Source organism: Moorena sp. SIO1F2 (genome assembly GCF_010672755.1).
In the GTDB taxonomy this organism is placed as follows: Bacteria; Cyanobacteriota; Cyanobacteriia; order Cyanobacteriales; family Coleofasciculaceae; genus Moorena.
Genome location: NZ_JAAHFV010000172.1, coordinates 1 through 13,445 on the forward strand (window position 1 = coordinate 1; position 13,445 = coordinate 13,445).

The window sequence follows — 13,445 nt, forward strand, 5'->3', positions numbered from 1 at the left end:
TTGTGCTCCCTTTACCATCACCAAGCCTGTTTGACCTTGGGGTAAAGGCTGATGAGTCTCAGGGTCAACAATCCGGATTTGAGTGTGCGGTAAAGGTGGTCCAGCACTAAAACGCAGGTTACGATAGGAACGCCGGGCATTAGTAACGGGAGAGGTTTCGGTTAAGCCATAGCCGACTAGGACTTCGACACCAATAATCTCAAAGAAGTTATCCAAGTGCCTCGCTAAGGAACCCCCACCACTAATGACTTGCTTGATTTCTCCCCCAGTGGCTTCCCGGACTTTTTGATAAACTAGTTTATTGGCTAATTGATGAACCGGCCATAAATAGGAAGCTTGCACTGTGGCCAATAGTTTTTGGATTGGTGAAGGATTTAAATTATCTAAGGTCAACCCCTGAGCAAGCCGTCGTGCCTCGATGTAGCGTTGACTGATCCCTAGCAGGTTTTGGACTAATTTCTGCTTACCTTGGGGTTGCTCACGAAACTGCTTTTGCACCCCCTCATAAATCGATTCCCACAGTCGGGGTACTCCGACCATAAAGTTAGGTTTGAAGGTTTTAAGGTCTTTTTTGACATGGCGCAGGTTGGTGTAAATCTGGGTGGAACCCTGAGATAATAGAAAATACTCCGCTGAGCGTTCGTAGGCGTGCCAGGTAGGCAGGATAGAAAGAACGCGATCGCTTTTTTGGATTTCTATTACTGCACCAAGGGTGTTGACCTGATGCAGGAGATTACCATGGCTCAGCATCACCCCTTTGGGTTTGCCTGTGGTACCAGACGTATACAGCAGAGTTGCCAAGGTTTCCCGGTTATGGTTAGCTTTGGTAACAGACCGAGATGCCCCGGCTTCCATGAGTTGAGTATAGTTAACAATTTGTCGGGATGATCCAGTCGATAGTGGTTGTTCTTCAGAAAGGAGAATCACTAATTCAATGGGTAGCCCATCCAAGCGATCGCCTAATTTTTCCAAAGTTTTGAGGTTTTCTAGCACCACAGCAGTGCTACCGCTATCTTCGAGAATATAAAGCAATTCCTGCCGTTCTGCTTGACCTGAGCGCACCACATTTACTGCTCCTGCACTCATGATACCCTGATCGGCAACTAGCCATCGAGGAGAGTTATCAGCAAATAAAGCAATTCGGGTAGGAATACCCTTCTCATCCAGTGTTGGCTGGAAACCTAGGGATTGTAATCCAGCAGCAAATTGCTCGATTTGCTCGTGCAACTGGGTATAGGTCAGGGTCGAGGGTGGACCACCATGAGCTCCCACAGCGTGAGGGTCTTGCAGAGCAATGATTGACCCAAAGCGTTGGGCAGCAAGGGGCCAGATTTCTGGTATCGACTCTAGTGAAGAGTAATCAGCAACACGCTTGAGGTAAACTCTCTCTTGTTGTCTGAGGCGTTCTGCATACTGGTTTTTCGACATTCATCAACTCCCTGATTGTAATGGTAGCTCTTTCTACCATAATCTTCTGCTCAGAGGTGATTGGCAGTGTTGAGTGGACACAATTGTTTCTGTCTTAGATCAAGTCTGGTTAATCACTGGGAAAATACTCCACACTCACCAGAGTCACCAGAGTCACCAGAGTCACCCCATGACCTGATCACCTGATTACCCCATCATCCCATGCCCTAAGCATGAGCGATCGCGTGGTAATCTCAGTAAAAATTCATGGTGTACTACTCTAAAAATTCATCTGGCATGAGTTTAATAGCATCTAAGGGTGAGGCAAGGTATTCTACCGTTGCTTGCCTGAAGACAAATTGGATTAAAAGCCTGCAACAGCAAGTTAATTCCAAATCCCACTTATAGCTTCCCTTTAGCCTAAACCAATAATAAATAGCGGCTAGACATAGGGGAAGCCTTCTCGAAGATGACAAAGTCTGCGCTTCGCTGACTAGATGATCAAAATAATCAACGGGGTTTTGAACCGGGATTTGGTATCAGACGATACATGAATTTTGTAGCATTAAAGCTCAACTGAGGAACTATACTGGTTCAAAATTAGTTTTCAATTTCCACCCTACTATCAATAGCATTACCATCTTTGCCAAGTAAAGGATTCAGATGACCTATCTCGAAACAACTGCTGAATTTTATTCTGAAGTCGCTCAAACACCCCAAGTTGGTTTGTGTTGTGTCCAAAGTAGCCCCTTACAACTGCCAGGACTGAAAATTCCTCCACTGATGGCGGATATGAATTATGGTTGCGGTACTACGGTACATCCCACAGAACTCAGCAATCAGCCAACTGTCCTCTATGTCGGTGTTGGTGGTGGCTTGGAGGCGTTACAGTTTGCTTATTTTTCCCAACGTCCAGGGGGGGTGATTGCTGTTGAGCCAGTTCAGGCAATGCGGGAGGCGGCTACCCGTAACCTGAAAATTGCTGCTCAAGACAATGCCTGGTTTGACCAGAGTTTTGTGGAAATTCGGGAAGGGGATGCCTTTGCCCTACCGATGCCAGATGATTCTGTAGATGTGGTTGCTCAGAATTGCCTATTCAACATCTTTGAACCGGCTGACCTGATGAAGGCACTCAAAGAAGCCTATCGAGTGTTAAAACCAGGTGGACGACTGTTAATGAGTGACCCCATTGCAACTCGTCCGATTCCACCCCATCTACAGGAAGATGAGCGGCTACGAGCTATGTGTCTGTCTGGTGCGCTCACTTATCAATCCTATGTTCAGCACCTGGTCAGGTCAGGTTTTGGTCAAGTAGAAATTCGAGCAAAGCGTCCCTATCGGCTTCTGGATTGCCAAAACTACAACCTAGAAGAACCCCTGCTGCTGGAAAGTCTGGATTCTGTTTCTTTCAAAGTTGTGATCCCAGAGGATGGACCATGTATTTTTACTGGCAAGACAGCAATTTACATGGGCGCGGAAGAGTTTTTTGATGACAATGCGGGACACATCCTCTCCCGTGGTGTGCCAGCCGCTGTTTGTGATAAAACAGCCGCGAAATTAGGAAAGGTGAATCCAGAAGAAATCTTAGTCACTGATTCAACTTGGCACTATGTTGGTGGTGGTTGTTGTTAAAGGTGAAGTATGAAGTATGAAGTATGAAGTATGAAGTATGAAGTATGAATGCTGTTCATCTTTGGCATCTGAAGTAGAGTAGGCTGAAGAATAAAAACCATGGATTTGTTTATCAACCAATCCATGGTCTAATTAAAGATTAGTAAATTACAAATCCTACTTTAGAAGTAATACTTCAGAAGTCATCCTTCAAAATTAATACTTCTAGCAATTACAAGTCAATAAAAATTATGATTAAAACAGACGTTTCAGCTGTTACACCGTTCCACAAAAAACTGCAATCTCCCTTAAGTAAACACCCAATCACGGTTTTACAAATTAATCTGGGTAAGCGTTGTAATCTAGCTTGTACTCACTGCCATGTGGAAGCTGGTCCTAAACGAACTGAAGAACTTTCTCCAGAAATTTGTGACCAGCTTATTAAGCTGATTCATCAGTTTCCTCAAATTAAGACCGTTGACTTGACTGGTGGTGCGCCAGAGATGAACTATGGCTTTAAGCCATTAGTTGAAGCAGCATACCAAACCGGAAAGGAGGTAATTGTTCGGTCAAATTTGACCATTTATTTTGAACCGGGATATGAGGATATACCTGACTATTTCGCTAAGCACCAATTACGAGTAGTAGCTTCTTTGCCTTGTTATCTGGAAGATAATGTAGATAAAATGCGCGGCAAGGGGGTTTACGATGATTCGATTCGGGCGATTCAATGGCTGAATCGGTTGGGCTATGGCAGAAACCCCAAATTAATTCTTGATTTGGTCTACAATCCTTCCTTGCCACTGAGTGAAAAGTTTTCTATGACTCCTAATCAGGTTAAGTTGGAAAAGGATTATAAAGTGTTCCTAAAAGAACAGTTTGATATTGACTTCAACCAGCTATTTACAATTACAAATATCCCCGTTGGTAGAACAAAGTTTCATTTACAACGCACCAAGCTATATGCTCCCTATATGGTGTTTCTAGAAAACAGTTTCAATGCCAGTACGGTGGAGCATTTGATGTGTCGCAATGAACTGTCTATTGACTATCTGGGTAATGTCTACGATTGCGATTTTAATCAGATGGAAAATGTAGCAGCAACGTCTGGTACTGGAGAAAGGTTGACAGTTAGTAAACTTCTGGAAGCAGGAAGTTTAGACATCATTGAGGAAATTCGCACCGCTTCCTATTGTTATGGCTGTACAGCAGGGTCTGGTTCCAGTTGTGGTGGTGCTTTGATTTGATCTAATCAGAGTTTTTTTTGATTATAATATGAATGAATTTTCATATCAATGATAATTCAACTGCTGACAAGTGCTGAATTATGAACTCAAAACGTCCATCATCTCAAGCCTTCTGTGTCCGTAAGCTGAAAGTTTTAGCGGACAACACTCGTCTAACTGTTATGGAAATCCTGATGGAAGGACCAAAACATGTTGGGGAGCTCAAGGCTGTGTTGGGAATAGAGCAAAGCCTGCTATCCCATCATCTCAAAGTTTTGCGGGATGAGGGATTTGTTAGGGCGACGCGAGATGGTAAGGCGGTGCTTTATCAGTGTTCGCTCACCATTCGGCAAGCCAATGGTAATAGAGCAATTGATTTGGGATGTTGTTGCCTATGTTTTGATTAACAAAGTGCTGAGTAAGTGCTCAGTTTTGAGTTGTCAGTGATATCAAGTCTGGCGGATTTGAAATTATTGAGCAATCCAGCAATTATAACTGAGCAATTATAACTGAGCACTCTCATTATTTTATAGATAAGATGACTGACTGATGATTGATGAAAAATTTAACAACTCTAGCATCAATGTCTATGGGTTTAGTAGCTTGCTTTTGGCTACAATCCTGTGCCCAATCTCCGGAAGTAGCTACCCAATCAACAGATCAGTTGCAGGGTAAGTTGGTTTTAACCGGTTCTAGTACAGTAGCCCCCCTGGCGTCGGAAATTGGCAAGCGTTTTGAATCAGAAAATCCTGGTGTACGGGTGGATGTGCAGACAGGAGGCTCGTCTCGCGGTATTGCAGATGCTCGCCAAGGAGTCGCTGATATTGGGATGGTGTCTCGTGACCTCAAGCAGAGCGAGAAAGATCTGCAAGGGTTTGCGATCGCTCGTGATGGGATTGGGATTATCGTCCATAAAACTAATCCGGTGCAATCCCTGAGTAATCAACAGATTGTGGATATCTATCAGGGCAAAATTGATAACTGGCAGGATGTGGGAGGCAAGAGGGCACCAATTACAGTAGTCAACAAAGCCGAGGGGCGCTCTACCTTGGAGTTATTTCTGAAGTACTTCCAGCTGAAAAATAGCGAGATTAAGGCAGATGTGGTGATTGGGGATAATGAGCAGGGGATTAAAACAGTAGCGGGTAATCCTAATGGGATTGGTTATGTCTCTATTGGCACAGCAGAATATAGCAGCAAACAGGATGTTCCGATTAAGTTACTGCCCGTTGCTGGAATAGCGGCAACCACAGAAAATGTTCAAAACGGCACATTTCCCCTATCTCGTTCCCTGACGTTAGTCACCAAAACTATTCCGGTTGGGTTAGATCAAGCATTTATTGAGTTTTCGCGATCGCAAAAGGTACAAGACATTGTTAAAGAGCAAAACTTTGTCCCCCTCTCGGAGTGATACTATCCTAATCTCGACCCTAAAAGGCTGTGCTGTGGTGGCTGGTGCTATCGTGGTGCTGATTGTTGTGTTCCTAATCACGGAAGCCTTGCCAGTATTGGGACAAGTAGGATTACTCCCCTTTTTTACCGATCCATCCTGGCATCCTGCTGAGACTCTGTACAACTTCACCCCGATGCTTTGGGGCACCCTGTTGGTCACCGCTGGGGCGATGGTAGTGGCTACACCCCTGGGAATTCTATCTGCAGTCTTTTGTCAGTATTACGCACCTCCACCGATTGCTGGACTTTATCGACGGCTAATTGAATTGTTGGCAGGGATGCCCTCAGTTGTTTACGGCTTCTGGGGTTTGGTGGAGCTAGTTCCCCTAATTGGACGCTTTCAGCCACCGGGAGCCAGTCTCCTAGCTGGAATTGCGATTCTGACCCTGATGATTTTGCCAACTATTGCTCTGAGCGCAGACGCTAGCTTTGCGAAAGTCCCCCCAGAATACCTACAGGGAGCAGCAGCCCTGGGACTATCCCGCTGGGCAACAGTCAGAGGTGTTGTGTTTCCGGCTGCTAAGTCGGGGCTGTTTACTGGCTTGATTTTAGGAACAGGACGGGCGATTGGAGAAACCATGGCGGTGCTGATGGTGTGTGGCAATGTGGTGCAAACTCCCAAAAGCCTATTTGAGCCGATGCGAACTCTTACTGCCAATATCGCCTTGGAAATGGCTTACGCTATGGGCAATCACCGCTCAGCACTTTTTGTCAGTGGCTTGCTGCTGATGGCAATAATTTTGGTACTAGTAGCAATTGCAGAAATCATCAGCAAGGAAGGAATTTATGAGTAAGAATCCTCTGAAAACCAAGCCAAAAGCCACAACCGACAACTTGCAACCTGCAACCGACAACCGACAACCGACAACCGATAACCTCCAAGTTTCAACAGTGATGATTTGGGCGATCGCACTGTTCGTAACTGCTGTATTCCTCTGGATTTTGAGTGATATCGTCTGGCACGGTGTCGGACAAATTAACTGGGAATTCCTGACTACTGCACCAAAGAATGCTGGACGGGAAGGAGGGATTGCTCCAATTCTGGTTTCCACTCTCCTAATTTTGGGTGTATGTATGACCGTTTCTGTTCCGATTGGAGTAGGTACAGCAATACTGCTAGCTGAGTTCACAGATACTAAGAGTATTTTCGGGCGTCTGGTTCGTCGTAGCTTAGATGTCCTGGCAGGGGTACCGTCGATTGTGTTTGGACTATTTGGCAATGCTTTTTTCTGCAAAACCCTAGGGCTAGGCTTTTCGATTTTGTCTGGGGGGTTGACATTAGCCTGTATGGTGTTGCCAATCCTAATTCGATCAACAGAGGAAGGGTTTCGCGCCGTTAGTGATGATTATCGACTTTCTGCCACTGCCCTTGGTTTATCCCGCACTACCACTCTCTGGAATTTGCTGTTACCAGCGGCAGCACCCGGACTAGTGGTGGGATTAGTGTTAGGGATAGGGCGAGCGATCGCTGAGACCGCAGCACTGATCTTTACTAGTGGTTATGTGGATCGGATGCCAGAGTCTTTGCTGGATTCTGGGCGATCGCTGTCGATTCATATTTTTGATTTGTCGATGAATGTAACAGGGGGAAATGCTAATGCTTATGCCTCAGCTTTAGTGTTGCTAGTGTTGTTGTTGCTGATTAATGGTACAGCAGCATGGATGACTCAGTATTGGTTGGGTGCATCTCATTAAAGCTGTTTGAGCCAGTGGTGCGTTACGGGCAGCAACCTAACCCTGGTTACGAGGCGGAAAATCTCCAGTCCCCCTAACGCACCCTACGCAACTAATTTTTAATTCCTAAAAACAATGGTTAACCCTTTAGAAATAAAACAGCGATTACCGGTAAGCCAGTCTATAAACGACCCATTGATTCAGACCGAGCGGCTATGTTTACATTATGGAACAAAACCGGCCTTTGCTGATGTATCGTTGCCAATTTATAAAGGTTCGATTACCGCACTAGTGGGACCATCTGGTTGTGGAAAGACTAGTTTTTTAAGTTGCCTAAATCGCTTGACAGATTTGATTCCTAATGCTAAAGTTACCGGTAGGATTCGCATGGGTTCCCTGGATGTGCTGAGTCCTCGGATGGATGCGATCGCAAAGCGTGGTGCTATGGAGCTAATTGCACTTCGTCGTCGTGTTGGAATGATTTTCCAAAAGCCGAGTCCCTTCCCATTCTCAATCTGGAAGAATCTGGCCTTTCCGTTGCGGGAACATGGTGTTAAAAACCGGGATAACATTGCTCAGCTCATTGAAACCGCACTCCGGGATGTTGGTTTGTGGGATGAAGTAAAAGACCGACTCCACACCTCGGCTCTTGCTCTGTCTGGTGGTCAAAAGCAGCGCCTGTGCATTGCCCGTGCCTTGGTATTGCAACCAGAAGTACTCCTGTTAGATGAACCCTGTAGTGCCCTCGATCCCATATCCAGCGGTGTGGTCGAAGATTTGATAGCTAGGCTCAGGGGACGCTACACCCTGGTGATTGTTACCCACAACCTAGCTCAAGCTAGACGAATTGCTGACTATACTGCCGTCTTCTGGGTTAAGGAAGCAGTGGGGAGATTGATTGAATACGGCTGTGTGGAGCAGATTTTTGAATCACCTCAACAAGCCTTGACAGCTGCCTATGTGAATGGAATGAGAGGATAAAGCTGTGCTCTTCCCTGCTCCGAATTCCCGTAAGCATATGCGCTACGCGCACGCTGCGCGAACAGCGGTCAGCCGTCAGTGGTCAGCCGTTGGCCGTTGGCCACGCTACGCGAACAGCTTATTTTATTCAAAAGCTGTTCGCGTAGCGCTTAAGCTGAGAGCTGATAGCTGAGAGCTGATAGCTTACGATTGTTCCTAATTCATACTGGTGTCAGGCAACCAGTTAAGTTCCTTTCTCATATAAACATGGAGCTGATTAATCTCCTCGTTTTCCAGGATTTCTAATATGGCTAGATTCAAGTTGCTCTGGACATCATAGTAGAGCTTGGGCTCAATCACAAATACCCGAATTTTCATCACCCGAGCATTCTGTTCAAGGCGGGAAAATACAACTTTAATTTTATCCTTGTTCACGGCATCGATAGTCGGAATTGTTTCTTTAATAGCCTGACAAATTCGCCTAGTTTGCTTGGCCGAAATCCCATCAATTTTCAGAGTTAAATTTATGCCCCACTGAACTGTCTCGCCAGTCTTATCTGACCAATTTGCAAAAATTCCAGAAATCATTTGAGAATTGGGAAGTTTTTTGATATAACCCCAATCAGTAATAAGAAGCCTTGTACTTCTCAGACCAATATTGAGTATCTTTACCCTACCACTTACTCCGTCCAATACTATCACGTCACCGGGTTTATAGAGACCATCAGCGTAGATAATCACTGTACAACACCAGTCATAGACAATGTCTTTGAATAACAAACCTATGGCGACACCTGCGCCACCGAGTAGACCGATCAGTGCACCGGCAGATGACCCCAACAAAATTTCACTGGCTTTAATGGTAGCAATCACGATTGCTGCGATCTGAAAAAGCTTTGGGAAGTAGGGGACGAACAAATCGTCGAGTTCAGTTTCAGTGTTTGCCGCTAATCCGGCTAGAAGCTCCCCCAGTAGTGGAGCAGCACGGTAAAGAATATAGGTGGCAATGAACAGAATGCTCACAAACATAATCTCGGGGATTTTCTGATTCTGTTCAGGAGTAAGATGGGTGGCCACAACTAGATGTACTAGCCATAGTCCAGCGATCCAAATTAGCCAGCCTAATGGTGCCCTAAGAATCCTAATGAACTCATCGTCTAGGGTGGTTTCTGTACCGCTAGTCAGACCCTCGAGTCTGTGAATGATTATTGAAGTGAAAAAGCCTCGCAATATATGGGTGAAGAGGAGGATGAGCACCACAATAACTATCGTGGTAACAGGAATGTTGGGGAGCTGGAAGTCGGACTCAAAGATCTTTTCTTTGATTAGGTTGATTCTATTGTTGAATGTACTCTTAAGGTTTTCCATGGTTTCAACCAAAATAAAACAGCAGAGATCAACCTGTGCCTAGCTAAATGGCAAGTCGATGGCAAGTCTGTTGATGGATTGATTTTACTATAACTGAAGTTCCCCCAAAGTTTGAGCTACTCGAAACCTCAATCCCAAGCTCTGTGGCGTTCCTAGGCTTGCCGGTACTTATTGCTACTGGGTACAGTATTATTGAGAATGCTCACAACGTTGAGCTGAAGGGCGTTTGAGCGATTTGGTTCTCAAATAAAAATGCGACCAGTGCCTATAGTTGGATTATATTCCAATTGCAGACATACTTCAAGAACCAACATGGGTACACAATTTTTGGGACCAATCATGCTTATCCCTTATGGGGAGAGGCTTTAACTGGTCTAGTAGTACAAATGAACGGGGGAACTTCAGCTATAAGTGGGGAATTTACCGAATCCTGCTAGGTATGCAATAAATATGATTTAGAGCAATTGCCCGTTTGCGCAGCACCCTAGGAGCCAGTTTGAAACGTGATCGGCTCTCCTAGACTGATTATAGTAAATGAGTAGTTTAAATGAGCGATTACCCCTTAAATAGCAAGGCAAGGGATTCAATAAACTAAAAATGCCATGTCTTGATGCACCCTTCGCGACTGCATCAAGACATGGATGTTGAATTCCGCGAAGGATTACTAGCTATTGGTTTGTTTAGCGATCGCGAATCAACTTCCCAGTTCGGTTGATTAGAGCCATGGGCTTGTAGAATCAAAGGTCCTGTCCCCATAGTTTCCAGGGTCCTGCCAGGAACAGATGCCCAGAGCTCGAATAGGGATGCAGCCGCGCTGCATCCCTTGTTCAAAGGATTGCTAGGATTTATATGCCACCTCAGTAACTAAATTTTCCTTAACCTCACTAACTAAATTTTCCTTCAGCTGTTTGTAGTCTTGGAGTTCCTTTCTCAGATCAACATGCAGGTGATCAATCTCCTCTTTCTGGATGATTTCTAATATGGCTATGTTCAAGTCATTCATGGCGGCCAAATAGAGTTTTCTATCAATCACAAATACCCTAACTAGAATCACACGAGCATTCTCTTCAATGCTGGACAATACAACTTTCATTTTCTGCTTGTGCAATCCATCGATAGTCGGAATTTTGGCTTTAATAGCCTGACAAAGTCTGGTAGTTTGCTCCGCTGAAATTCCATCTATTTTCAGAGTTAAATTTATTGCTCCCAACTCCAACGTATCGCCAGGATTCTGTGACCAATAATTGACCACAACTCCACCAATCATTTTAGAATTGGGAATTTTTTTGGTACCACCAACAGTAAGAAGACGAACCTTTGTACTTCTCAGACCAATACTGAGTATCTCAACAAAACCATTTATTCCGTCCAATTTTACCCAGTCACCGGGTCTATAGAGACCATCAGCATAGATAACCACTGTACAAAACCAGTCATAGATAATGTCTTTTAATAACAAACCTAAGGCGACACCTGCGCCACCCAGTAGACCGATCAGTGCACCAGCAGATGCCCCCAACAAAATCTCACTGGCTTTACTGGCAGCAATCAGGATTGCTGCGATCTGAAAAAGCTTTGGGAAGTAGGGGACTATCAAATCGTCGAGTTCAGTTTCAGTGTTTGCCGCCAATCCGGCTAGAAGCTCCCCCAATAGTGGAGCAGCACGGTAAAGAATATACGTGACAATGAACAGAGCGCTCACAGAGAGAATCTCGAGGATTTTCGGATTCTGTTCAGGACTAAGATGGCTTGCCACAACTAGATAGACTAGCCATAGTCCAGCGATCCAAATTAGCCAGCCTAATGGTTGCTTAAGAATGCTAATGAACTCATCGTCTAGGGTGGTTTCTGTACGGCTAGTTATCAGCTCGATTCTGTGAATGATTATTGAAGTGAACAAGCCTCGCAATATCTGGGTAAGGAGGAGGATGAGCACCACAATAACTATCGTGGAAACAGGAATGTTGGCGAGTTTGAAGTCGGAATCAAAGATCCTTTCTGTGATTATGTTGATTGTAGTGTTGAATGTACCCTGAAGGTTTTCCATCGTTTGGACCAAAATACAGTAACATAGATCGACCTGTGCCTAGCTAAATGGCAAGTCGATGGCAAGTCTATTGGTAGCATGATTTTACTATAAGTTGCGAATTTAGCGAATCATGCTAAGTACCTCGACAAAAATAAACCTCACTTCTTGATGCAAAGCGCGAGTGGGGGAAACCCCCTGTTCCCTTGCTGCATCGCTGTATTAACTTGTGTAAAGTTGCCAAAAGTCCGTCTGCTCCCAGCTCCGAACGCGCCCCGCGTGGCCCACGGCCTCAGTCCCTGCTCCCTATTTCAACAGTTAATTTTACTTTTGTCCGACTACTTAGGTATGTAATAAACATGATTGACACCAATTGCCCGTTTGGGCAGCACCCTAGGAGCCAGTTTGAAAGGTTTACTATCTGGGGTGCATCTCATACAGCGGTTTTCAATTCGGTCAGGTACAAATTCTTGAGGTGCGACCCGTGGCGAATTAAATTCGCCACGGGTCGCACCTAAAAGCGATGCAGCTTCGAAGGGAGCGAGCGCTGCATCGCTTGTTCAAAGCATTGCTAGGATTTAGATACCACCTCACTAACTAAATTTCCCTTCATCTGTTTGTAGTCTTGAAGTTGCTTTTCCAGCTCAATATGCAGGTGATCAATCTCCTCTTTCTGCAGGATTTCTAATATGGCTATGTTCAAGTCTTGCTGGGCAGCATAGTAGAGGTTGGGATCAATCACAAATACCCTAACTATAATCACGCGAGCATTCTCTTCAATTTTGGAAAATAAAACTAACATTTTTTGCTTGTGCAAGCCATCGATAGTCGGAATTCTTTCTTCAAGAGCCTGACAAATTCGGAGAGTTTGCTCCGCTGAAATGCCATCAATTTTCAGAGTTAAATTTATACCCCACTCAAATCTATCGCCAATCTTCTGTGACCAATTTTCCACAACGCCAGCAATCATTTTAGAATTGGGAACTTTTTTGATAGAACCCCACTCAGTAAGGCGAAGTGTTGTACTTCTGAGACCAATACTGACGATCTGAACAAAACCATTGACTCCGTCCACTCCTACCCAGTCACCAGGTTTATAGAGACCATCAGCGTAGATAATCACCGTACAACACCAGTCATAGATAATGTCTTTGAATAACAAACCTAAGGCGACACCTGCACCACCGAGTAGACCGATCAGTGCACCAGCAGATGCCCCCAACAAAATCTCACTGGCTTTAATGACCGCAATCATCACTGCTGCGATCTGAAAAAGCCTTGGGAAGTAGGGCACGAACAAATCGTCGAGTTCAGTTTCAGTGTTGGCCGCCAATCCGGCTAGAAGCTCTCCCAGTAGTGGAGCAGCACGGTAAAGAATATAGGTGGCAATGAACAGAGCACTCACAAACAGAATCTCGGGGATTTTCTGATTCTGTTCAGGAGTAAGATGGGTCGCCACAACTAGATGTACTAGCCAGAGTCCAGCCAGCCAAATTAGCCAGCCTAATGGTGCTTTAAGAATCCTAATGAACTCATCGTCATGGGTGGTTTCTGTACCACTAGTCAGACGTTCGAGTCTGCGAATGATTATGGCAGTGAACAAGCCTCGCAATATCTGGGTGAGCAAGAGGATGAGCACCACAATAACTATCGTGGAAATAGGGATGTTGGCGAGCTTGAAATCGGTATCAAAGATCCTTTCTTTGATAACGTTGATTGTA

12 protein-coding genes are annotated in these 13,445 nt (G+C 45.0%); 8 read left to right on the forward strand and 4 right to left on the reverse strand.

All coding sequences use genetic code 11. From position 1 onward, the window contains the following. The coding region (locus F6J94_RS19605; RefSeq protein WP_293043517.1) for a long-chain fatty acid--CoA ligase at positions 1-1,428 on the reverse strand (1,428 nt) is incomplete at its 3' end. 642 nt (positions 1,429-2,070) lie between these two features. Between F6J94_RS19605 and arsM the strand changes: the two genes are divergently transcribed. From arsM to F6J94_RS19645, 8 genes are all read left to right on the forward strand, one after another. Continuing rightward, entirely contained in the window at positions 2,071-3,039 is a 969-nt protein-coding gene (gene arsM, locus F6J94_RS19610) for an arsenosugar biosynthesis arsenite methyltransferase ArsM (protein ID WP_293043519.1), read from the forward strand. 230 nt (positions 3,040-3,269) lie between these two features. Further along, positions 3,270-4,265 carry an arsenosugar biosynthesis radical SAM (seleno)protein ArsS gene (arsS, locus tag F6J94_RS19615; protein WP_293043521.1) on the forward strand — a complete coding sequence of 332 codons (996 nt, stop codon included), beginning with the start codon at positions 3,270-3,272 and terminating at the stop codon, positions 4,263-4,265. A gap of 80 nt (positions 4,266-4,345) precedes the next feature. Further along, positions 4,346-4,651, forward strand: coding sequence for a helix-turn-helix transcriptional regulator (locus F6J94_RS19620; RefSeq protein ID WP_293043523.1), 306 nt, complete (start codon positions 4,346-4,348; stop codon positions 4,649-4,651). 149 nt (positions 4,652-4,800) lie between these two features. Beyond that, positions 4,801-5,655: a phosphate ABC transporter substrate-binding protein gene (locus F6J94_RS19625; RefSeq protein WP_293043525.1), complete on the forward strand. Its 855-nt coding sequence runs from the start codon at positions 4,801-4,803 to the stop codon at positions 5,653-5,655. Next, on the forward strand, positions 5,636-6,490 hold the full coding sequence (pstC, locus tag F6J94_RS19630; protein WP_293043527.1) for a phosphate ABC transporter permease subunit PstC: 855 nt from the start codon (positions 5,636-5,638) through the stop codon (positions 6,488-6,490). The genes F6J94_RS19625 and pstC overlap by 20 nt, the downstream gene beginning before the upstream one ends. Then, a complete protein-coding gene (gene pstA / locus F6J94_RS19635) occupies positions 6,483-7,391 on the forward strand; it encodes a phosphate ABC transporter permease PstA (RefSeq protein ID WP_293043529.1) in 909 nt (302 codons plus the stop codon). The genes pstC and pstA overlap by 8 nt, the downstream gene beginning before the upstream one ends. A 114-nt stretch (positions 7,392-7,505) precedes the next feature. Next, positions 7,506-8,351, forward strand: a complete 846-nt coding sequence (locus tag F6J94_RS19640; protein ID WP_293043531.1) for a phosphate ABC transporter ATP-binding protein — start codon at positions 7,506-7,508, stop codon at positions 8,349-8,351. A gap of 4 nt (positions 8,352-8,355) precedes the next feature. Continuing rightward, positions 8,356-8,523 carry a hypothetical protein gene (locus F6J94_RS19645; RefSeq protein ID WP_293043533.1) on the forward strand — a complete coding sequence of 56 codons (168 nt, stop codon included), beginning with the start codon at positions 8,356-8,358 and terminating at the stop codon, positions 8,521-8,523. Positions 8,524-8,546: 23 nt separating this feature from the next. Here the strand turns inward: F6J94_RS19645 and F6J94_RS19650 are convergent, their stop codons facing one another. The 3 genes from F6J94_RS19650 to F6J94_RS19660 form a co-directional block, all read right to left on the reverse strand. Beyond that, the gene (locus F6J94_RS19650; RefSeq protein WP_293043535.1) at positions 8,547-9,698 is read right to left on the reverse strand and encodes a mechanosensitive ion channel domain-containing protein; all 1,152 of its coding nucleotides are present in this window, start codon (positions 9,696-9,698) and stop codon (positions 8,547-8,549) included. Between the two features lie 838 nt (positions 9,699-10,536). Further along, on the reverse strand, positions 10,537-11,745 hold the full coding sequence (locus F6J94_RS19655; protein ID WP_293043537.1) for a mechanosensitive ion channel domain-containing protein: 1,209 nt from the start codon (positions 11,743-11,745) through the stop codon (positions 10,537-10,539). 550 nt (positions 11,746-12,295) lie between these two features. After that, positions 12,296-13,445: mechanosensitive ion channel domain-containing protein (locus tag F6J94_RS19660; RefSeq protein ID WP_293043539.1), on the reverse strand; the 1,150-nt coding region annotated here is incomplete at its 5' end.

What these genes read in the sequence shown, in the direction of transcription:
- arsM (WP_293043519.1), top strand. Translation starts at nt 2,071, where the DNA reads ATGACCTATCTCGAAACAACTGCTGAATTTTATTCTGAAGTCGCTCAA.
- arsS (WP_293043521.1), top strand. Translation starts at nt 3,270, where the DNA reads ATGATTAAAACAGACGTTTCAGCTGTTACACCGTTCCACAAAAAACTG.
- F6J94_RS19620 (WP_293043523.1), top strand. Translation starts at nt 4,346, where the DNA reads ATGAACTCAAAACGTCCATCATCTCAAGCCTTCTGTGTCCGTAAGCTG.
- F6J94_RS19625 (WP_293043525.1), top strand. Translation starts at nt 4,801, where the DNA reads ATGAAAAATTTAACAACTCTAGCATCAATGTCTATGGGTTTAGTAGCT.
- pstA (WP_293043529.1), top strand. Translation starts at nt 6,483, where the DNA reads ATGAGTAAGAATCCTCTGAAAACCAAGCCAAAAGCCACAACCGACAAC.
- F6J94_RS19640 (WP_293043531.1), top strand. Translation starts at nt 7,506, where the DNA reads ATGGTTAACCCTTTAGAAATAAAACAGCGATTACCGGTAAGCCAGTCT.
- F6J94_RS19650 (WP_293043535.1), bottom strand. Translation starts at nt 9,698, where the DNA reads ATGGAAAACCTTAAGAGTACATTCAACAATAGAATCAACCTAATCAAA.
- F6J94_RS19655 (WP_293043537.1), bottom strand. Translation starts at nt 11,745, where the DNA reads ATGGAAAACCTTCAGGGTACATTCAACACTACAATCAACATAATCACA.